Annotated in this window: 19 protein-coding genes and 1 tRNA gene; all 20 read left to right on the top strand. The window is 68.3% G+C overall.

The annotated features are described in order from the left end of the window. The first annotated feature begins 66 nt into the window (after nt 1-66). The 20 genes from ACUN0C_RS06010 (at nt 67) to ACUN0C_RS05915 (ending at nt 19679) form a co-directional block, all read left to right on the top strand. Nucleotides 67-143, top strand: a tRNA-Asp gene (locus ACUN0C_RS06010). A 157-nt stretch (nt 144-300) separates the two neighbouring features. Next, nucleotides 301-621: a quaternary ammonium compound efflux SMR transporter SugE gene (gene sugE, locus ACUN0C_RS06005; RefSeq protein WP_445465406.1), complete on the top strand. Its 321-nt coding sequence runs from the start codon at nt 301-303 to the stop codon at nt 619-621. Between the two features lie 155 nt (nt 622-776). Further along, nucleotides 777-1778: a c-type cytochrome gene (locus ACUN0C_RS06000; RefSeq protein WP_445465405.1), complete on the top strand. Its 1002-nt coding sequence runs from the start codon at nt 777-779 to the stop codon at nt 1776-1778. Between the two features lie 180 nt (nt 1779-1958). Continuing rightward, nucleotides 1959-2324 (top strand): NADH-quinone oxidoreductase subunit A, encoded by a 366-nt coding sequence (locus tag ACUN0C_RS05995; protein WP_445465404.1) that lies wholly within the window; start codon nt 1959-1961, stop codon nt 2322-2324. Continuing rightward, nucleotides 2315-2890, top strand: coding sequence for a NuoB/complex I 20 kDa subunit family protein (locus ACUN0C_RS05990; RefSeq protein WP_445465403.1), 576 nt, complete (start codon nt 2315-2317; stop codon nt 2888-2890). Before ACUN0C_RS05995 ends, ACUN0C_RS05990 begins: the two co-directional genes overlap by 10 nt. 2 nt (nt 2891-2892) lie before the next feature. After that, nucleotides 2893-3510 carry an NADH-quinone oxidoreductase subunit C gene (locus ACUN0C_RS05985; RefSeq protein WP_445465402.1) on the top strand — a complete coding sequence of 206 codons (618 nt, stop codon included), beginning with the start codon at nt 2893-2895 and terminating at the stop codon, nt 3508-3510. Nucleotides 3511-3517: 7 nt separating this feature from the next. Further along, a complete protein-coding gene (locus tag ACUN0C_RS05980) occupies nt 3518-4708 on the top strand; it encodes an NADH-quinone oxidoreductase subunit D (protein WP_445465401.1) in 1191 nt (396 codons plus the stop codon). 46 nt (nt 4709-4754) lie between these two features. After that, entirely contained in the window at nt 4755-5738 is a 984-nt protein-coding gene (gene nuoE / locus ACUN0C_RS05975) for an NADH-quinone oxidoreductase subunit NuoE (protein ID WP_445465400.1), read from the top strand. A 114-nt stretch (nt 5739-5852) separates the two neighbouring features. Continuing rightward, complete coding sequence (gene nuoF / locus ACUN0C_RS05970; RefSeq protein WP_445465399.1) at nt 5853-7160, top strand: NADH-quinone oxidoreductase subunit NuoF; 1308 nt, start codon at nt 5853-5855, stop codon at nt 7158-7160. A 57-nt stretch (nt 7161-7217) separates the two neighbouring features. Continuing rightward, nucleotides 7218-9323, top strand: a complete 2106-nt coding sequence (gene nuoG / locus ACUN0C_RS05965; protein WP_445465398.1) for an NADH-quinone oxidoreductase subunit NuoG — start codon at nt 7218-7220, stop codon at nt 9321-9323. Between the two features lie 15 nt (nt 9324-9338). Further along, nucleotides 9339-10406 (top strand): NADH-quinone oxidoreductase subunit NuoH, encoded by a 1068-nt coding sequence (gene nuoH / locus ACUN0C_RS05960; RefSeq protein WP_445465397.1) that lies wholly within the window; start codon nt 9339-9341, stop codon nt 10404-10406. Nucleotides 10407-10416: 10 nt separating this feature from the next. Continuing rightward, nucleotides 10417-10632, top strand: coding sequence for a hypothetical protein (locus ACUN0C_RS05955; RefSeq protein ID WP_445465396.1), 216 nt, complete (start codon nt 10417-10419; stop codon nt 10630-10632). Further along, a complete protein-coding gene (gene nuoI, locus ACUN0C_RS05950; RefSeq protein WP_445465395.1) occupies nt 10632-11123 on the top strand; it encodes an NADH-quinone oxidoreductase subunit NuoI in 492 nt (163 codons plus the stop codon). Before ACUN0C_RS05955 ends, nuoI begins: the two co-directional genes overlap by 1 nt. An 88-nt stretch (nt 11124-11211) precedes the next feature. Then, complete coding sequence (locus ACUN0C_RS05945) at nt 11212-11817, top strand: NADH-quinone oxidoreductase subunit J (protein WP_445465394.1); 606 nt, start codon at nt 11212-11214, stop codon at nt 11815-11817. Further along, nucleotides 11817-12125: an NADH-quinone oxidoreductase subunit NuoK gene (nuoK, locus tag ACUN0C_RS05940; protein WP_445465393.1), complete on the top strand. Its 309-nt coding sequence runs from the start codon at nt 11817-11819 to the stop codon at nt 12123-12125. The genes ACUN0C_RS05945 and nuoK overlap by 1 nt, the downstream gene beginning before the upstream one ends. 3 nt (nt 12126-12128) lie before the next feature. Beyond that, nucleotides 12129-14246 carry an NADH-quinone oxidoreductase subunit L gene (gene nuoL, locus ACUN0C_RS05935; protein ID WP_445465392.1) on the top strand — a complete coding sequence of 706 codons (2118 nt, stop codon included), beginning with the start codon at nt 12129-12131 and terminating at the stop codon, nt 14244-14246. A 13-nt stretch (nt 14247-14259) separates the two neighbouring features. Then, nucleotides 14260-15774: an NADH-quinone oxidoreductase subunit M gene (locus ACUN0C_RS05930; protein ID WP_445465391.1), complete on the top strand. Its 1515-nt coding sequence runs from the start codon at nt 14260-14262 to the stop codon at nt 15772-15774. A 15-nt stretch (nt 15775-15789) separates the two neighbouring features. Continuing rightward, nucleotides 15790-17226 (top strand): NADH-quinone oxidoreductase subunit NuoN, encoded by a 1437-nt coding sequence (nuoN, locus tag ACUN0C_RS05925; protein WP_445465390.1) that lies wholly within the window; start codon nt 15790-15792, stop codon nt 17224-17226. Between the two features lie 4 nt (nt 17227-17230). Continuing rightward, nucleotides 17231-18013, top strand: coding sequence for a biotin--[acetyl-CoA-carboxylase] ligase (locus tag ACUN0C_RS05920; RefSeq protein ID WP_445465389.1), 783 nt, complete (start codon nt 17231-17233; stop codon nt 18011-18013). Continuing rightward, nucleotides 18006-19679 (top strand): ribonuclease J, encoded by a 1674-nt coding sequence (locus ACUN0C_RS05915; protein ID WP_445465388.1) that lies wholly within the window; start codon nt 18006-18008, stop codon nt 19677-19679. Before ACUN0C_RS05920 ends, ACUN0C_RS05915 begins: the two co-directional genes overlap by 8 nt. The last annotated feature ends 10 nt before the right edge of the window (nt 19680-19689 follow it).

Here is a 19689-nt window from a genome sequence, read left to right as displayed (position 1 = left end):
GGGGCGGCACCATCCTATCTCCGCCGCACCGCTGCCGGGGAGCCAAGCCTTTCCGGAGCACCCGCGGGGGGTGTAGCTCAGTTGGTTAGAGTGCCGGCCTGTCACGCCGGAGGTCGCGGGTTCGAGCCCCGTCACTCCCGCCATTTCTCCTCAAAGACCTCTTCGACGGCGCGGTACTGAAAGTCTGAAGCCGGACCGGGCGGAGCCTGCCGACGGCCCACTAACTTTCGTTGCGAGGCCACGACCTCACCCCCTGGCGGGGAAAAGCCCGGGACGGCCCGGCCTTTCCGGGAGGTCGCGTTGGCCTGGGTCTCGTTGTTGCTTGCCGGCCTGTTCGAAGTCGTGTGGGCGTTCGCGATGAAGCAGTCGCACGGCTTCACGCGCCTGGTCCCGTCGGCTGTCACGCTCGCCGCCATGCTGGCGAGCTTCGCCCTGCTGGCCTATTCCATGCGCACCTTGCCGCTCGGAACCGCCTATACGATCTGGACCGGGATCGGAGCCGTGGGCGCGTTCGGCGTCGGGATCGCCTTCCTGGGCGAGCCTGCCAGCGCCATGCGTCTCGTCGCGGTCGGGCTCATCCTGGCCGGCATCGTCCTTCTGAAGCTCTCCAGCCCGAACTGACATCGACGAGGCCAGACGGCGCGCTTTCGCGGCGGGCGGGCCGCGCAAGGGGACCTGGGAGAAATTCCGAAAGGAATGTCCGATTATGCTCCAGGCCGGAAAGGGCGGAAGGGGCGGACGTCATGGTGGAAAAGACGAGGAAACCCGGTGGCCGCATGCCGGCCGTGTGGCTCGCCGTCGCTGCGGCGGTCCTTGCGGCGCCGGCCGCCGCCGATGCGGCGGGTCCCGCGGGCGATGCGCCGCCAGCTACGGCCGCGGCCTCGCATGCGGTGGACCTCGACGGCCTTGCCGACGACGAGGCCGGGCGCCGGATCCGCTACGGGCGGCTCCTCCTCACCGACACCTCCGCCCATCTCGGGCCGCTCGTCGCCGACCCGGCCAAGCGCTACGCCGGCAGCAACATGGCCTGCGCCAACTGCCACCTCGACGCCGGGACGAAGCATTTCGGGCTCTCGCTCACCGCGGCCTATGGGAGCTATCCGGCATTCAGCACGCAGTCGGGGACCACGCTCACCATCGAGGATCGCGTGAACTCGTGCTGGGAGCGCAGCATGAACGGACGCGCCATGGCCGCCGACGCGCCGGAGATGCAGGCAATCGTCGCCTATCTCCGCTTCCTTTCGGAACGGGCCGACGCGGCGGGACCCGCCGGCGCGGGGTCGATCGCCTATCTCGACCGCGCCGCCGACCCGGCGAAGGGGAGGGCGGTCTTCAAGCGGATGTGCGTCTCGTGCCACAATGTCGACGGCTCGGGGCTGCTCCGCGACCGCGGCGCACCCGAGCTCGGCTACGTCGTGCCGCCGCTCTGGGGAGCGGACAGCTTCAACGACGGCGCCGGCATGTACCATTTGTCGACGCTCGCGAACTTCGCCCATTCCAACATGCCGAACGGGACGAGCTGGCAGGCGCCCCGGCTCTCGCCCGAGGAGGCGTGGGACGTCGCCGCCTTCGTGGTCTCGCAGCCGAGGCCGGCGAAGGCGGGCCTCGCGAACGACTATCCGAATCGCCTCGACAAGCCCGCCGACACACCCTACGGGCCCTATGCCGACGGTTTCGACGAGACGCAGCACAAATACGGGCCGTTCCCGCCGATCGAGGCGGCGCTGAAGCGGCTGCGGGCGGCGGCGGCGCACCCTCCCGAGGGGCCCGGGAAGTAGCCTCCGCCGGCTCCGGCGCCAAGCGGCGAGGCGCGGCGGTTCGCGCTCTTGCGAGGGCCGCGGTGCTGGTCTAAGGCATGCCAGCCCTCGGCTTTCGGGTCCTCTTTGCGCGCGACGTCCGATTGCGCCGGCAGCCAGAAAGCCTAGATATCGCTCGACGCTGCACCGCACAGGAAGTCCATGGACGCCCTTCTGCTCAGCTACCTGCCCATCATCGTGTTCATCGGTATCGCGCTGGTGATCGGGCTGGCGCTGCTCGTCTCGCCGTTCATCGTCGCCTACAAGGATCCGGACCCCGAGAAGGTGTCCGCCTACGAGTGCGGCTTCGCGGCCTTCGACGACGCGCGCATGAAGTTCGACGTGCGGTTCTACCTGGTCGCGATCCTGTTCATCATCTTCGACCTCGAGGTGGCTTTCCTGTTTCCCTGGGCGGTCGCCTTCAAGTCGCTGGGGTGGTTCGGCTTCTGGTCGATGATGGTGTTCCTGGCAGTGCTCACCGTCGGGTTCGTCTACGAATGGAAGAAGGGCGCGCTGGAATGGGATTGATCGATCCTCGCCCGAAGCTGGATGATCCGCATCCGCTCGGGCAGTACGCACCGCAGGCGCGCCGGCCGGCCGACGATCCGTTCTTCACCGAGGTGAACAACGAGCTCGCCGACAAGGGCTGGCTCGTGACCTCGACGGACGAACTGATCACCTGGGCGCGCACCGGCTCGCTCATGTGGATGACGTTCGGCCTCGCCTGCTGCGCCGTCGAGATGATGCAGATGTCCATGCCGCGCTACGACGCCGAGCGGTTCGGCTTCGCGCCGCGCGCCTCGCCGCGCCAGTCCGACGTCATGATCGTCGCCGGCACGCTCACCAACAAGATGGCCCCGGCGCTCCGCAAGGTCTACGACCAGATGCCGTCGCCGCGCTACGTCATCTCCATGGGCTCGTGCGCGAACGGCGGCGGCTACTATCACTATTCCTATTCGGTGGTGCGCGGCTGCGACCGGATCGTCCCGGTCGACATCTACGTGCCCGGATGCCCGCCGACGGCCGAGGCGCTGCTTTACGGCGTGCTCCTGCTCCAGAAGAAGATCCGCCGCACCGGGACGATCGAGCGCTGATCATGGCTGATATCGCCGACGCCAACGAGGCCCTCGCGGAGATGGCCGCGCATATCGCGGACGTCCTCGGCGACCGGCTGGAGACGCGTGTCATCGCGCAGGGCGAACTCACGATCACCGTCGGCGCGTCCGACATCATCAGCGTCCTGCGCTTCCTGCGCGACGATCCGGGCCTGGCCTTCGTGTGCCTCATCGACATTTGCGGCGTGGACTGGCCGGCGCGGGCGCAGCGCTTCGACGTCGTCTACCATCTGCTCAGCCCGCGCCAGAACGCGCGCATCCGCGTGAAGGTGGCGGTCGACGACGTGACGCCGGTGCCGTCCGCCACGGAGGTCTACCCGGCCGCGGACTGGTTCGAGCGCGAGGCGTACGATTTCTACGGGATCCTGTTCTCCGACCACCCCGATCTGAGGCGGATCCTGACCGACTACGGCTTCCAGGGCCATCCGCTGCGCAAGGACTTCCCGCTGACGGGCTTCGTCGAGGTCCGCTACGACGACGAGCGCAGGCGCGTCGTCTACGAGCCGGTGAAGCTCCTGCAGGAATTCCGCAACTTCGATTTCCTCTCGCCGTGGGAGGGCCCGGAATACGCGCTCCCGGGCGACGAGAAGGCTCATTGAGGCTCCGATGGCCGAAGCGGACGTCCGCAACTTCAACATCAATTTCGGGCCGCAGCATCCTGCGGCGCACGGCGTCCTGCGCCTCGTGCTCGAGCTCGACGGCGAGATCGTCGAGCGCGTCGATCCGCATATCGGGCTGCTGCATCGCGGCACCGAGAAGCTGATCGAGTACAAGACCTACCTCCAGGCGCTGCCTTATTTCGACCGGCTCGACTATGTCGCGCCGATGAACCAGGAGCATGCCTGGTGCCTGGCCGTGGAGCGCCTGCTCGAGCTGGAGGTACCGAAGCGCGGCCAGCTGATCCGCGTCCTCTATGCCGAGATCGGGCGTCTGCTCTCGCATCTCCTCAACGTCACCACGCAGGCGATGGACGTCGGCGCCCTGACGCCGCCGCTCTGGGGCTTCGAGGAGCGCGAGAAGCTGATGGTCTTCTACGAGCGGGCCTCCGGCTCGCGCATGCACGCCGCCTACTTCCGGCCGGGCGGCGTCCACCAGGACCTGACGCCGGCGCTGATCGACGACATCTACGGCTTCTGCGATCCCTTCCTGCAGGTATGCGACGACCTCGAGGGCCTGCTCACCGAGAACCGCATCTTCAAGCAGCGCAACGTCGACATCGGCGTGGTGTCGCTCGACGAGTGCTGGAAGTGGGGCTTTTCCGGCGTGATGGTGCGCGGCTCGGGCGCGCCCTGGGACTTGCGCAAGTCGCAGCCCTACGAGTGCTATTCCGAACTCGAGTTCGACATCCCGATCGGGCGGAACGGCGACTGCTACGACCGCTATTTGATCCGCATGCACGAGATGCGGCAGTCGGTCCGGATCATGAAGCAATGCGTGGAGAAGCTGCGCTCCGCGGAGGGCGCCGGCGCGGTCTCATCGACCGACGGCAAGATCGTGCCGCCGAAGCGCGCGGCGATGAAGACGTCGATGGAAGCCCTCATCCATCACTTCAAGCTCTATACGGAAGGGTTTCACGTGCCTGCGGGCGAGGTCTATGCCGCCGTTGAGGCGCCGAAGGGCGAGTTCGGCGTCTATCTCGTCTCCGACGGCACCAACAAGCCCTACCGCTGCAAGCTGAGGGCGCCAGGCTTCGCCCATCTCCAGGCCATGGACTTCATGTGCCGCGGCCACATGCTGGCCGACGTCTCCGCCATCCTCGGCTCGCTCGACATCGTGTTCGGGGAGGTCGACCGGTGACCCGCCCGTCCGCGTCCCGCAACCCGAAACGCCCGGCAGGTATCTGATGGCCGTCCGCCGCCTCGCTGAAGAGCAGCCGGAGAGCTTCGCCTTCACGCCCGAGAACAGGGCCTGGGCTGAGCAGACGATCCGCAAGTTTCCCGAAGGGCGGCAGGCCTCGGCCGTCATTCCGCTCCTGTGGCGGGTGCAGGAGCAGGAGGGCTGGGTCACCAAGCCGGCGCTCGAGAACGTCGCCGACATGCTCGGCATGCCGTACATCCGCGTGCTCGAGGTCGCGACCTTCTACACGATGTTCCACCTCGCGCCGGTGGGCAGGAAGGCGCACATCCAGGTCTGCGGAACGACGCCCTGCATGCTGTGCGGCGCCGGCGAGCTGATCGAGCTCTGCAAGAGCCGGATCGCGCCGCACCCGCACGAGGTCAGCGCCGACGGCGGGCTTTCCTGGGAGGAGGTCGAGTGCCTCGGCGCCTGCGTGAACGCGCCGATGGTCCAGGTCTTCAAGGACACCTACGAGGATCTCACGCCGGAGACGCTCGCCGCCCTCATCGACGCCTTCGAACGCGGCGAGACGCCGAGGCCGGGGCCGCAGGTCGAGCGGCACCATTCGGCGCCCGCGGGCGGGCTCACCTCGCTGACCGAGCTCGCCTGGGAGGAGGAGCCGCCCGCGCCGGAGCCGAAGCAGCCGGCGCGCACCAGGCGGAAGAAGGACGACATGGAGCCCGCCGAGGCGGCGGCCGCACCCGCCGGGACGCCGCGCACGGCGGTGGACGAAACCGCCGGCGGCGAGGAGTTCGCGGCCGAGCAGGCGCGGCGGAAGGGACGCCCGGCGCGGCGCACCGGGACGGATCCGGCGGCGGCCGAGACCGTCGCGCAGAAGAAGGGCCGGCCCGACGCGACCGGCCGCTCCGACGAGGCCGCCTCGCGCGCCATGGGGGCGCGCGCGGAGGGCAAGCCGACGGGCGAGGACGAGGGGCGGGAGGACGGCGGCTTTCCGCCGCGCGAGCGCCGCGGCCGGGGCAAGAAGGAATGATGCCGGCCGGGAGCACGTCCCGGCGCATGGCGACGCTCAGCGCCGCCTTTCCGAGGCCGCCTTGCGCGGCCGATCGCACGCGCGCCTGACGCGCAACTGGGACGGGTCGAGAGCATGCTTGCCGACAGGGATCGGATCTTCACCAACATCTACGGTCTCCACGACCGCGGGCTGAAGGGCGCGCGCCGGCGCGGCGCGTGGGACGGCACCAAGGACTTCATCGATCGCGGCCGCGACTGGATCATCAACGAGATGAAGGCGTCCGGCCTGCGCGGCCGCGGCGGCGCCGGCTTCCCGACCGGCCTGAAATGGTCGTTCATGCCGAAGGAATCCGACGGCCGCCCGCACTATTTGGTCGTGAATGCCGACGAGTCCGAGCCCGGCACCTGCAAGGACCGGGACATCATGCGGCACGACCCGCATCTCCTCATCGAGGGCTGCCTGATCGCCTCCTTCGCGATGGGCGCGCATGCCTGCTACATCTACATCCGCGGCGAATACATCCGCGAGCGCGAGGCGCTGCAGGCGGCCATCGACGAGTGCTACGAGGCCGGCCTGATCGGGCCGAACAACGTCCACGGCTGGGACTTCGACTGCTACGTCTCGCACGGGGCGGGCGCCTATATCTGCGGCGAGGAGACGGCGCTGCTCGAAAGCCTCGAGGGCAAGAAGGGCATGCCGCGGCTGAAGCCGCCTTTCCCGGCGAACATGGGCCTCTACGGCTGCCCGACCACCGTCAACAACGTGGAATCGATCGCGGTCGCCCCGACCATCCTGCGCCGCGGCGCCGGCTGGTTCGCCGGCATCGGGCGCGAGAACAACACCGGCACGAAGCTCTTCTGCATCTCCGGCCACGTCAACCGGCCGTGCACGGTCGAGGAGGCGATGAGCATCCCGTTCCGCGAACTCGTCGAGAAGCATTGCGGCGGCGTGCGCGGCGGCTGGGACAACCTGCTCGCGATCATTCCGGGCGGCTCCTCCGTGCCGCTCGTGCCGGCGCACCAGTGCGACGACCTGCTGATGGATTTCGACGCGCTGCGGGCGGTGAAGTCGGGCCTCGGCACGGCCGCCGTGATCGTGATGGACAAGTCGACCGACATCGTGCGCGCCATCGCCCGCATCTCGTACTTCTACAAGCACGAGAGCTGCGGCCAGTGCACGCCGTGCCGCGAGGGCACCGGCTGGATGTGGCGGGTGCTGGAGCGCATGGCGCGCGGCGAGGCGGAGAAGCGCGAGATCGACATGCTGCTCGAGGTGACCTACCAGGTCGAGGGCCACACGATCTGCGCGCTCGGCGATGCGGCGGCGTGGCCGGTTCAGGGCCTGATCCGGCACTTCCGGCACGTCATCGAGGAGCGCATCGACGCATATGCGGCGCGGCCGCGGCCGGACATCCGTCCGGTCATGCAGGCGGCGGAGTAGCGGGGATCCGGCCGGCGGCGCGGGCGACACCCGGCCGGCGGGCAGAAAGCGAAGCAAATGGCTGACACGCGCAAGATCAAGGTCGACGGCACGGAGATCGAGGTCCCGGCCCATTACACGCTGCTCCAGGCGTGCGAGGACGCGGGCGCCGAGATCCCGCGCTTCTGCTTCCACGAGCGCCTGTCGATCGCCGGCAATTGCCGCATGTGCCTCGTCGAGCTGAAGGGCGCGCCGAAGCCGATCGCCTCCTGCGCCTGGGGGGTGCGCGACTGCCGCCCGGGCCCGAACGGCGAGCCGCCGGAAGTGATCACCCGCTCGCCGACCGTGAAGAAGGCGCGCGAGGGCGTGCTGGAGTTCCTGCTGATCAACCACCCGCTCGACTGCCCGATCTGCGACCAGGGCGGCGAGTGCGACCTGCAGGACCAGACCATGGCCTACGGCGTCGACGCCTCCCGCTTCGCCGAGAACAAGCGCGCGGTGGAGGACAAGTACATCGGGCCGCTGGTGAAGACCTGGATGAACCGCTGCATCCACTGCACGCGCTGCATCCGCTTCACCACCGAGGTCGCCGGCGTCGCCGAGCTCGGCGCCACCGGCCGCGGCGAGGACATGGAGATCACGACCTATCTCGAGCGCTCGATGACGTCCGAGCTGCAGTCGAACGTGGTCGACCTCTGCCCCGTGGGCGCGCTCACCTCGCGCCCCTACGCCTTCAAGGCGCGGCCCTGGGAGCTCTCCAAGACGGAATCGATCGACGTCATGGATGCGCTCGGCTCCAACATCCGCGTCGACGCGCGCGGCAAGGAGGTGATGCGAATCCTGCCGCGCCTCAACGAGTCCGTGAACGAGGAGTGGATCTCAGACAAGGCGCGCCACATCGTCGACGGGCTCCGCACCCAGCGGCTCGACCGGCCCTATGTCCGCGTCGACGGCAAGCTCCGCGCCGCCACCTGGCCGGAAGCCTTCGCGGCGATCGCGGCCCGCGTGAAAGGCGCGGACGGCAGGCGCATCGGCGCGATCGCAGGCGACCTCGCCGCGGTCGAGGAGATGTACGCCCTGAAGCTGCTGATGGAGACGCTCGGCTCGCCGAACCTCGACTGCCGCCAGGACGGCGCGGCGCTCGATCCGAAGCTCGGCCGCGGCTCCTACCTCTTCAACGCGACGGTGGAGGGGATCGAGCTCGCCGACGCGCTCCTCGTCATCGGCTCCAATCCGCGCAAGGAAGCGCCGGTACTCAATGCGCGCATCCGCAAGCGCTGGCGGCTCGGCGGCTTCCCGATCGGCGTCATCGGCGAGGCCGCGGACCTCACCTATCCCTATGCCCATCTCGGCGCCGGGCCGGACTCGCTCGCCCGGCTCGCCGCCGGCGACGACGACTTCCTGCAGAAGCTGAAGAGCGCCCGCCGGCCGCTCATCATCGTCGGGCAGGGGGCGCTGGCGCGGCCCGACGGCGCCGCGGTGCTCGCCGCCGCCGCACGGCTCGCGCACAGCCTCGACGTCACGGAGCCGGACTGGATCGGGCTCAGCGTCCTGCACACGGCGGCTTCGCGCGTCGGCGGCCTCGACATCGGCTTCGTGCCGGGGGAGGGCGGGCTCTCCACCGGCGAAATGATCGCGGCAGCCGGGCGCGGCGCGCTCGACACGCTGTTCCTGCTCGGCGCGGACGAGATCGCGATGCCGGCCCTCGGCGGCGCCTTCGTCGTCTATATCGGGACGCATGGCGATGCCGGCGCCCACCGCGCCGACGTGATCCTGCCGGGCGCCGCCTTCAGCGAGAAGTCCGGGCTCTACGTGAACACCGAGGGACGGGTGCAGATCGCGCTCCGCGCCACCTTCCCGCCGGGCGACGCGCGCGAGGACTGGTCGATCCTGCGCGCCCTCTCCGGCGTGCTCGGCAATCCGCTGCCGTTCGATTCGCTCGCAGAACTCCGCGCCCGCCTCGGGGCTGCCCATCCGCACATGCGCGACATCGACCTGATCGAGCCCGGCGAGCCGGCGCACCTGCGCAACGTCGCCGAACGCGGCGGCGATCTCGGCCAGGCGCCGTTCGGCAGCCCGATCCGCGACTATTACCTCACCAACCCGATCGCCCGGGCCTCCGCCGTGATGGCGGAATGCTCGGCGCTCCATCTCGGCCCGGCGGCGGCCGAGGCGGCCGAGTAAGGGCAGAGAACCGCAATGGACGGCTTCGTCGACACCTATCTCATCCCCGGCGCGATCATGGCCGGGCAGAGCCTGATCATCATCGTCGGCCTGCTCCTGCTCGTCGCCTACCTGCTCTACGCCGACCGCAAGATCTGGGCGGCCGTCCAGCTTCGCCGCGGCCCGAACGTGGTCGGCCCGTGGGGGCTGTTCCAGTCCTTCGCCGACCTCCTGAAGTTCGTGCTGAAGGAGCCGGTCATCCCGGCGCCGGCCAACAAGGCGATCTTCCTGCTCGCCCCGCTCGTCTCGACCATCCTGGCGCTGTCCGTCTGGGCGGTGATCCCGTTCGCCGAGGGCTGGGTGCTGGCCGACATCAATGTCGGCATCCTCTACGTCTTCGCGATCGCCTCGCTCGAGGTCTACGGCGTCATCATGGGCGGCTGGGCGTCGAATTCGAAATACGCCTTCCTCGGCGCGCTGCGCTCGGCCGCGCAGATGGTTTCCTACGAGGTCTCGATCGGCTTCGTCATCATCACGGTCCTGCTCGCCGTCGGCTCGCTGAACCTCTCCGACATCGTGCTCGCGCAGACGACCGGCCTCGGCACCATGGTCGGCCTGCCGAACACCTTCCTCGACTGGCACTGGCTGCCGCTCTTCCCGATGTTCGTGATCTTCTTCATCTCGGGACTGGCGGAGACGAACCGGCCGCCCTTCGACCTGCCGGAGGCGGAATCGGAGCTCGTGGCCGGCTACATGGTGGAGTACTCGTCGACTCCCTACATGATGTTCATGCTCGGCGAGTATGTCGCCGTGGTCCTGGTCTGCGCGCTCGGCACGATCCTGTTCCTCGGCGGCTGGCTGCCGCCCTTCAACTTCGCGCCGTTCACCTGGATCCCCGGCGTGATCTGGTTCGTGCTGAAGGTCTGCTTCTTCTTCTTCCTGTACGCGATGGTGAAGGCGATGGTGCCGCGCTACCGCTACGACCAGCTGATGCGCCTCGGCTGGAAGGTCTTCCTGCCGATCTCGCTCGCCGCCGTCGTGGTCGTCGCCTTCGTGCTGCAGCTCACGGGCTGGGGCGGCGTGCCCGTCGCGGCCCCCGGCTGAGGCGCGAGCGATGTCCCCCGCCCTGGCAGGCGCGTTCGTCGGCCTCGCCTTCGCGGCGGTGGAGTACGTGATGTTCGGCGTGCTGATCGCACGTGCGCGGGAGCGGGGCGAAGAGGGCCGCGGCCCGCGCATGCTCGACCTGGTCCGCAAGGTGCAGCTCGTGCTGTTCCCGCTGATCGGCTTTTTCGCCGGCCCCTACGTGGCCGGCAGTTTGGGAGTTTCGTGATGGCAACCCTGTCCCAGGCCGCAGGCTCGGTCCTCCTGAAGGAGTTCGTGTCGGCGTTCGTGCTGGCGATGCGCTACTTCTTCAAGCCGAAGCCGACCGTGAACTACCCCTTCGAGAAGAACCCGGTCAGCCCGCGCTTCCGCGGCGAGCACGCGCTCCGGCGCTACCCGAACGGCGAGGAGCGCTGCATCGCCTGCAAGCTGTGCGAGGCGGTGTGCCCGGCGCAGGCGATCACCATCGAGGCCGGCCCGCGCCGCAACGACGGCACGCGCCGCACGGTCCGCTACGACATCGACATGGTGAAGTGCATCTATTGCGGCTTCTGCCAGGAGGCCTGCCCGGTCGACGCGATCGTCGAGGGCCCCAACTTCGAGTTCTCCACGGAGACGCGCGAGGAGCTCTACTACGACAAGGAGAAGCTGCTCGCGAACGGCGATCGCTGGGAGCGCGAGATCGCCCGCAACATCGCCATCGACGCGGCCTACCGCTGAGCGTCCCCACGCCGCGTCCCGGCCGGTGGACGCGGCGGATCGCCTTCGTTAAGAGACCGGCGGCGCCAAGCCCGCGGAACGCCCAAGCATGATCCTTCAGCCGCTCTTCTTCTACCTGTTCTCGATCATCACGATCGCCTCGGCGCTGATGGTGATCGCGGCGCGCAACCCGGTCCATTCCGTGCTGTTCCTGATCCTCGCCTTCGTGAACGCGGCCGGGCTCTTCGTGCTGCTCGGGGCCGAGTTCCTCGCGATGATCCTGATCGTGGTCTATGTCGGCGCGGTCGCGGTGCTCTTCCTGTTCGTGGTGATGATGCTCGACGTCGACTTCGCCGAGCTGCGGCAGGGCTTCCTGCAATACCTGCCGGTCGGCGGCCTCGTCGGGGTCATCCTGATGGTGGAACTGATCGCCGTGCTCGGCGGGCTCGTGGTTGCCCCGTCCGTCCCATCCGTCGCGATGCCGGTCGCGCCGGACGTGTCGAACACCGCCGCCCTCGGGTTGGTGCTCTACACCCGCTACCTCTACTTCTTCCAGGCCGCCGGCATGATCCTGCTGGTGGCGATGATCGGCGCGATCGTGCTGACGCTGCGCCACAAGGAAGGCGTCCGGCGCCAGGACATCTCCGTCCAGGTGGCGCGCAATCCGCGCGAGGCGGTCCAGGTCGTCCAGGTCGAGACGGGCAGGGGGATCTGATGGAGATCGGGCTCGGCCACTACCTGACCGTCGCCGCGGTGCTCTTCACGCTCGGCGTGTTCGGCATCTTCCTGAACCGGAAGAACGTGATCGTCATCCTCATGTCGATCGAGCTGATCCTGCTCGCGGTCAACATCAACCTCGTGGCGTTCTCCGCCTTTCTCGGCGACCTCACCGGCCAGGTCTTCGCGCTGCTCGTGCTCACCGTCGCGGCGGCGGAGGCCGCGATCGGCCTCGCCATTCTCGTCGTCTTCTACCGCAACCGCGGCTCGATCGCGGTCGAAGACATCAACATGATGAGGGGCTGAGGCGTGTATTCGGCGATCGTCTTTCTCCCGCTCTTCGGAGCGATCATTGCCGGCCTGATCTCGCTCTTCGGCGCCGCCAGCCGCCATCCGGGCGGCAGCCCGGCGCACGGCGCGGAGGACCATGCGACGGACAGCTTCGCGTCGCGCCACCGCGGCGCGGCGCCGGTGCCGCATCACGCCGCGTCGATCGCCCATCCGAGCCACGAGCCGCACGGCCACGCCGACCATGCGCATGGCGGCCACGGGCCCGGCCCGGCGGAGATCGTCACCACCGCCTTCCTGATCATCTCGGCGATCCTGTCCTGGATCGCGTTCTTCACGCTCGCGCCGAACACCGGCGAGGCGGTGACCGTGCCGGTCATGCGCTGGATCGAGTCCGGCTCGTTCGTCGGCGGTTGGGCGCTCCGCGTCGACATGCTGACGGGCGTGATGCTGGTCGTCGTCACCACCGTCTCCGCACTCGTGCACGTCTATTCGATCGGCTACATGAGCCACGACCCGCACCGGCCGCGGTTCTTCGCCTACCTCTCGATCTTCACCTTCGCCATGCTGATGCTGGTGACGGCGGACAACCTCATCCAGATGTTCTTCGGCTGGGAGGGCGTGGGCCTCGCCTCCTATCTGCTGATCGGCTTCTGGTACCACCGGCCCTCAGCGAACGCGGCGGCGATGAAGGCCTTCATCGTCAACCGCGTCGGCGATTTCGGCTTCCTGCTCGGCATCTTCGGGGTTTTCGTCCTGTTCGGGTCGGTGGAGTTCGCCTCGATCTTCGCCAATGCGCCGGCGGTCGCCGAGGGGAGCGAGATCGGCCTCAGCATCTTCGGTTCGGTCTTCACCGGCGAGGGCGCACTCACGGTCGTCTGCCTGCTCCTCTTCCTCGGCGCGATGGGCAAGTCGGCCCAGGTGCCGCTCCACACCTGGCTGCCGGACGCGATGGAGGGGCCGACGCCGGTCTCCGCGCTGATCCATGCCGCCACCATGGTCACCGCCGGCGTCTTCATGGTCGCCAGGCTGTCGCCGATCTTCGAGTGGGCGCCGGATGCGCTCATCGTGGTGACGGTGGTCGGCGCGATCACCGCCTTCTTCGCCGCAACCGTCGGCCTCGTGCAGAACGACATCAAGCGGGTGATCGCCTATTCGACGTGCTCGCAGCTCGGCTACATGTTCGTCGCGCTCGGCGTCGGGGCCTATTCGGTCGCGATCTTCCACCTCTTCACGCACGCCTTCTTCAAGGCGCTGCTGTTCCTCGGCGCGGGCTCCGTGATCCATGCCGTCTCCGACGAGCAGGACATGCGCCGCATGGGCGGGCTGTGGCGGAAGATCCCGAAGACCTACGCGATGATGGTGATCGGCACGATCGCGCTGACCGGGTTCCCGCTCACCGCCGGCTACTACTCGAAGGACGCGATCATCGAGGCGGCCTATGCCGGCCACACCACGGCCGCCGGAATGGCCTTCGTGCTGACGGTCGTGGCGGCCGCCTTCACCTCCTTCTATTCCTGGCGCCTGATCTTCATGACCTTCCACGGCCGGCCGCGGGCCTCGGCGGAAGTGATGGAGCACGTCCACGAGAGCCCGCCTGTCATGCTGGTGCCGCTCTACGTGCTGGCGGCCGGGGCGCTTCTCGCCGGCATCGTCTTTTCAAGCCTCTTCATCGGCGAGAATTCCGACGGCTTCTGGAAGGGCGCCGTGTTCTTCGGGCCGGAGAACGAGATCATGGAGGAGATGCACCACGTCCCGTTCTGGGTGGTGATCTCGCCCTTCCTCGCGATGGTGCTCGGGTTCCTGGTGGCGCTCTGGTTCTACATCCTGAGGCCGGACACGCCGAAGCGGGTCGGCGAGCAGCACGAGGGCCTTTACCGGTTCCTGCTCAACAAATGGTACTTCGACGAGCTGTTCGACCGCGTCCTGGTCCGGCCCTCGATGGCGCTCGGCCGCTTCTTGTGGAAGCGCGGCGACGGCTGGCTGATCGACGGCTTCGGCCCCGACGGCGTCTCCGCGCGCGTCCTCGACGTCACGCGCAACGTCATGAAGCTGCAGACGGGCTACGTCTATCACTACGCCTTCGCCATGCTCATCGGGGTGGCGCTTCTCGTCACCTGGATGATGTTCGCGGGCTGAGGATTACCTGATCATGTACTGGCCGATCCTCTCGACCGTCACCTTCCTGCCGCTGGTCGGCGCCGCGATCATCCTGCTCTTCATCCATGGCGACGAGGAGGTCCACCGGCGCAACATCCGCCACGTCGCGCTCGGCGTGACGACGGTGACGTTCCTCGTCTCGCTGATGGTCTGGATGGGGTTCGATGCCGAGAACCCGGGCTTCCAGTTCGTCGAGGAGGCGAACTGGTTCGGCGGCTTCATGAGCTACCGGATGGGCGTCGACGGCATCTCCATGCTGTTCGTCATCCTGACGACCTTCCTGATGCCGTTCTGCATCCTCGCCAGCTGGGAGAGCATCGAGAACCGGGTCAAGGAATACATGATCGCGTTCCTGGTGCTGGAGACGCTGATGATCGGCGTCTTCTGCGCGCTCGACATCGTGCTCTTCTACGTCTTCTTCGAGGGCGGCCTGATCCCGATGTTCCTGATCATCGGTGTCTGGGGCGGTCCGCGGCGCGTCTATTCCGCCTTCAAGTTCTTCCTCTACACGCTGCTCGGCTCGGTGCTGATGCTGCTCGCCATCATGGCGATGTACTGGGAGGCCGGCACCACATCCATTCCGGAGCTGCTGCAGTACCCGTTCCCGGCCTCCATGCAGAACTGGCTGTGGCTCGCCTTCTTCGCGTCATTCGCGGTGAAGATGCCGATGTGGCCGGTCCACACCTGGCTGCCGGACGCCCATGTCGAGGCGCCGACGGCGGGTTCCGTGGTGCTTGCCGCGATCCTCCTGAAGATGGGCGGCTACGGCTTCCTGCGCTTCTCGATCCCTATGTTCCCGCTGGCGAGCGCCGATCTCGCGCCGCTCGTCTTCGCGCTGTCGGTGATCGCGATCATCTACACCTCGCTCGTGGCGCTGATGCAGGAGGACATGAAGAAGCTGATCGCCTATTCCTCCGTCGCCCACATGGGCTTCGTCACGATGGGCATCTTCACCGGGACCATGCAGGGCGTGCAGGGCGGCATCTTCCAGATGCTCTCGCACGGGCTCGTGTCCGGTGCGCTCTTCCTGTGCGTGGGCGTGATCTACGACCGCCTCCACACGCGCCAGATCGACGCTTATGGCGGGCTCGTGAACCGGATGCCGTGGTTCGCGGTCGCCTTCATGGTCTTCACGATGGCGAATGTCGGGCTGCCGGGGACGTCCGGCTTCGTCGGCGAGTTCCTGACGCTCGTCGGCGCCTTCCAGGCCAACACCTGGGTCGCGGTGTTCGCGGCGACGGGCGTGATCCTGTCCGCCGGCTACGCGCTCTGGCTCTACCGGCGCGTCGTCTTCGGCCAGATCGAGAAGGAGAGCCTGCGCTCCATCCTCGACATGGGCGCGCGCGAGAAGGCGATCCTGGTGCCGCTCATCCTGCTCACGATCTTTTTCGGGGTCTATCCGGCCGCGCTCCTCGACGTCACGACCGCCTCGGTCGCCAACCTCGTCAACGACTACCACGCCGCGATCAATGCGGCGGGCGCCACAGCCGCCGTGCTGGCGCACTGACCGGAGCCCGCGCGCATGATGGAACTTGCATCGATGCCCGATCTCACGCCGGTCCTGGCCGAGATCATGCTCGCCGTCGGCGCGATGGCGCTCCTGATGTTCGGGGTGTTCGCCGGCGAGCGGTCGACGCAGACGGTGAACGGCGTCGCCGTGGCGCTGCTCGCGGGCGCCGTGCTCGTCGTCGCGCTCGGGGCCGGCACGACCACCACCTTCGAGGGCGCGTTCGTGAACGACGCGTTCGCGCGCTTCATGAAGATCGCGACGCTGATCGCCTCGGCGATCGCCATCGCCATGGCCGTCGGCTACGCCCGCAACGAGCGCTTCGAGCGTTTCGAATATCCCGTGCTCATCATCCTCGCCACGATCGGCATGCTGATGATGATCTCGGCCAACGACCTGATCAGCCTCTATCTCGGGCTCGAGCTGCAGTCGCTCGCCGCCTATGTCGTGGCTGCGATCCATCGCGATTCCGTGCGCTCCACGGAAGCCGGCCTCAAGTATTTCGTGCTCGGCGCGCTCGCCTCCGGCATGCTCCTCTACGGGGCTTCGCTGGTCTACGGCTTCACCGGGCAGACGAATTTCGAGGGGATCGCCGCGGCGCTCGTCGACGGCCGCTCGGTCGGGCTCGTCATCGGCCTCGTCTTCGTGCTCGCGGGCATCGCCTTCAAGATTTCCGCCGTGCCGTTCCACATGTGGACGCCGGACGTCTACGAGGGCGCGCCGACGCCGGTCACGGCCTTCTTCGCCGCGGCGCCGAAGCTCGCCGCCGTCGCGCTCATGGTGCGCGTCACGATCGAGGCGTTCGGGCCGGTGACGCAGGACTGGCAGCAGGTCGTGTCGTTCATCGCGATCGCCTCCATGCTGCTCGGCTCGTTCGCCGCGATCGGGCAGACCAACATCAAGCGGCTGATGGCCTATTCCTCCATCGGCAATGTCGGCTACATCCTGGTCGGCCTCGCGGCCGGCACGGAGGCCGGCGTCCAGGGCGTCGTGCTCTATCTCGTCATCTACGTCGTGATGACGCTCGGCGCCTTCGCCTGCATCCTCGCCATGCGGCGGCGGGACCAGATGGTGGAAGACATCGATTCGCTCGCGGGGCTCGCCCGGACGCAGCCCTTCACGGCCTTCATGTTCGCCGCGATCCTGTTCTCGCTTGCCGGAATCCCGCCGCTCGCCGGCTTCTTCGCCAAATACTGGGTGTTCCTCGCCGCGATCGAGGCGGAGCTCTACGGGCTCGCGGTGATCGGCGTGCTGAGCAGCGTGGTCGGCGCGTACTATTACCTGCGGATCGTGAAGCTCATGTATTTCGACGAGCCGCTGATGAGCTTCGAGCGCATGCCGGTCGAGCTGAAGACGGTGTCCGCGCTCTCCGGGGCGTTCCTGCTCGTGTTCGTGCTGTTCGCCGCGCCGCTCGTCGAGGCGGCCGCGATCGCCGCCCGCAGCCTGTTCTGAGCGGATGGCCCGTCCGGATCAGGAAGCGGGAGAGGTTCGTCGCGTTGCGCTGAAGAGCGTCGGCTCGACGAACGACGAGGCGATGGCGCTCGCGCTCTCCGGCGCCGCGATGCCGGTCTGGGTCACCGCCGAACGCCAGGAGCGGGGCAGGGGGCGCCTCGGGGCGACCTGGGTCTCGGAAGACGGCAATCTCTACGCCTCCCATGCCTTCGTCGGGCAGTACCCGCCTTCGGCCTTCATGCAGCTTCCGATCGTGGCCGCGCTCGCCGCCCGTGACGCGATCGTGGCCGTCCTGCCGGAGAGGCTCCAGCCGCAAGTGCGGATCAAGTGGCCGAACGACGTGCTCATCGACGGGCGCAAAGTGGCCGGGATTCTCGCGGAATCGCGCGGCACGAGGGACGGGCGGTCCGCCATCGTCATCGGCTTCGGCTTTAACGTCGCCCATCATCCGGCCGAGACCCGGCATCCGGCTTCGGACCTCAGCGCCTTCGGGGTGACGGTTTCCGCGGAGGACCTCTTCGGGGCGCTCGCGCGGAGCCTTGCCGATGCGCTCGCGGCATGGAACGAGGGCTCCGGGTTCGCCAGCCTGTGCGCGCGCTGGAACGCGCACGCGGAGCGGGTGAACGACACGATCACGGTCCGGCTCCCGCGCGAGACCCTCGTCGGGCGCTTTCTCGGGCTCGATTCCTCGGGGCAGCTCCGCCTCCTGAGGCACGGGCGCGAGGAGCTGATCTCGGCAGGCGACGTCTTCTTCTCATCCGAAACAGGAATGGCGCCTCATGGCTGACGGCGACGATCTGGTCTTCCTCCCGCTCGGCGGCGTGGGCGAGATCGGCATGAACCTCGCGCTCTACGGCTACGGCCCGCGGCGCACGCGGCGCTGGCTCGTCGTCGATATGGGCGTGTCCTTCTCGACGGAGAACCTGCCCGGCATCGACGGCGTCGTCCCGGACATCCAGTTCCTGGCCGAGCGCCGGGACCGGGTCGACGGCATCGTCATCACCCACGCCCACGAGGACCATTTCGGCGCGCTCTTCGACCTGTGGCCGCGCGTGAAGGCGCCCGTCTACATGACGCCGTTTGCCGCGGGCCTGCTCAAGGCGAAGCAGGCCGAGGAGCCGGGCGCACCGAAGATCCCGGTCGAGGTCATCGACCAGGGCAAGCGGTTCACCGTCGGCTCGTTCGACCTCGAGTTCGTCCCCGTCGCCCATTCGCTGCCCGAGCCGAACATGGTGGCGATCCGGACGCCCTATGGGATCGTGATCCATACCGGCGACTGGAAACTCGACCCGGCGCCGGGCGTGGGCAGGCCGACCGACGAGAACCGGCTCGCCGAACTCGGCCGCGAAGGGGTGCGCGCCCTCATCTGCGATTCCACCAACGCCGTCCGCGACGGCGTCAGCCCGAGCGAGGGGGAGGTCGCCCACTCGCTCGAGCGGCTCATCCTCGAAGCGCCGCACCGCGTGGTCGTCACCTCGTTCTCCAGCAACATCGCGCGTATGCGCGCGGTGGCCGAAGCCGCCAAGCGGGCGGGCCGGGACGTGGTCGTGGTCGGCCGCGCCATCCGCCGCGCGGCCGACGTCGCGCGCGAGCTCGGCTATCTCGACGGCCTGCCGGACTTCCTCGACCAGGAGGCCTACGGCTATCTGCCCCGGAACAAGGTGCTCGCGCTGATGACCGGCAGCCAGGGCGAGCCGCGCGCCGCGCTCGCCCGCATCGCGAACAAGGACCACCGCGCGGTCTCGATCGCCCAGGGCGACCGCGTCATCTTCTCGTCGCGCACCATCCCGGGCAACGAACGCGCCGTGAACGCGATAGTCAATGCGCTGATCGATCTCGGCGCCGAGGTGATCACGGACCGGCTGGCGCTCGTCCACACCTCCGGCCACCCGCGACGCGACGAGCTGCGCCAGCTTTACGACTGGACGAAGCCCGCGATCGTCATCCCCGTCCACGGCGAGTCGCTGCACCTGCACGAACAGGCGAAGCTCGCGCGCTCGCTCGGCATCCCCAAGGTGGTCGAGGTCCGCAACGGCGACATGACCAGGCTCGGCCCCGGCGATCCCGAGCTCGTCGAGAAGGTGCCGTCCGGCCAGCTCTACCGCGACGGCCGGCTGATCGTCCGCTCCGATTCCGGCGGCGTGGGCGATCGCCGCCGGCTCGCCTTCTCGGGGGCGGTTTCGGTCGCGATCGTGCTGTCGGAGGCCGGCGTTGTGCTTGAGGATCCGACGGCGGTCCTGCTCGGCCTGCCGGACAAGGATGCCGAGGGTGCGCCGATGCTCGAGACGGTTCTCGACGCCGTCGACGAGGCGCTCGATTCCCTGCCGCAGCCGCGCCGCCGCGACCCCGGCCTCGTGCGCGAGGCGGTCCAGCGGGCCGTCCGCGGCACGGTGAACGCGACCTGGGGCAAGAAGCCGGCGATGATCGTTCACGTCACGCACGTTGCGGACTGACGGGGAGGAG

This window comes from Faunimonas sp. B44, assembly GCF_052655945.1.
The sequence above is the reverse complement of the archived record's forward strand: the minus strand, read 5'-3'. Positions and strand labels throughout refer to the sequence as shown.

Bases quoted from the DNA above. Each gene is read 5' to 3' on its own strand.
- ACUN0C_RS06000 (WP_445465405.1), top strand. From the start codon at position 777: ATGCCGGCCGTGTGGCTCGCCGTCGCTGCGGCGGTCCTTGCGGCGCCG.
- ACUN0C_RS05995 (WP_445465404.1), top strand. From the start codon at position 1,959: ATGGACGCCCTTCTGCTCAGCTACCTGCCCATCATCGTGTTCATCGGT.
- ACUN0C_RS05990 (WP_445465403.1), top strand. From the start codon at position 2,315: ATGGGATTGATCGATCCTCGCCCGAAGCTGGATGATCCGCATCCGCTC.
- ACUN0C_RS05985 (WP_445465402.1), top strand. From the start codon at position 2,893: ATGGCTGATATCGCCGACGCCAACGAGGCCCTCGCGGAGATGGCCGCG.
- ACUN0C_RS05980 (WP_445465401.1), top strand. From the start codon at position 3,518: ATGGCCGAAGCGGACGTCCGCAACTTCAACATCAATTTCGGGCCGCAG.
- nuoE (WP_445465400.1), top strand. From the start codon at position 4,755: ATGGCCGTCCGCCGCCTCGCTGAAGAGCAGCCGGAGAGCTTCGCCTTC.
- nuoF (WP_445465399.1), top strand. From the start codon at position 5,853: ATGCTTGCCGACAGGGATCGGATCTTCACCAACATCTACGGTCTCCAC.
- nuoG (WP_445465398.1), top strand. From the start codon at position 7,218: ATGGCTGACACGCGCAAGATCAAGGTCGACGGCACGGAGATCGAGGTC.
- nuoH (WP_445465397.1), top strand. From the start codon at position 9,339: ATGGACGGCTTCGTCGACACCTATCTCATCCCCGGCGCGATCATGGCC.
- ACUN0C_RS05955 (WP_445465396.1), top strand. From the start codon at position 10,417: ATGTCCCCCGCCCTGGCAGGCGCGTTCGTCGGCCTCGCCTTCGCGGCG.
- nuoI (WP_445465395.1), top strand. From the start codon at position 10,632: ATGGCAACCCTGTCCCAGGCCGCAGGCTCGGTCCTCCTGAAGGAGTTC.
- ACUN0C_RS05945 (WP_445465394.1), top strand. From the start codon at position 11,212: ATGATCCTTCAGCCGCTCTTCTTCTACCTGTTCTCGATCATCACGATC.
- nuoK (WP_445465393.1), top strand. From the start codon at position 11,817: ATGGAGATCGGGCTCGGCCACTACCTGACCGTCGCCGCGGTGCTCTTC.
- ACUN0C_RS05930 (WP_445465391.1), top strand. From the start codon at position 14,260: ATGTACTGGCCGATCCTCTCGACCGTCACCTTCCTGCCGCTGGTCGGC.
- nuoN (WP_445465390.1), top strand. From the start codon at position 15,790: ATGATGGAACTTGCATCGATGCCCGATCTCACGCCGGTCCTGGCCGAG.
- ACUN0C_RS05920 (WP_445465389.1), top strand. From the start codon at position 17,231: ATGGCCCGTCCGGATCAGGAAGCGGGAGAGGTTCGTCGCGTTGCGCTG.
- ACUN0C_RS05915 (WP_445465388.1), top strand. From the start codon at position 18,006: ATGGCTGACGGCGACGATCTGGTCTTCCTCCCGCTCGGCGGCGTGGGC.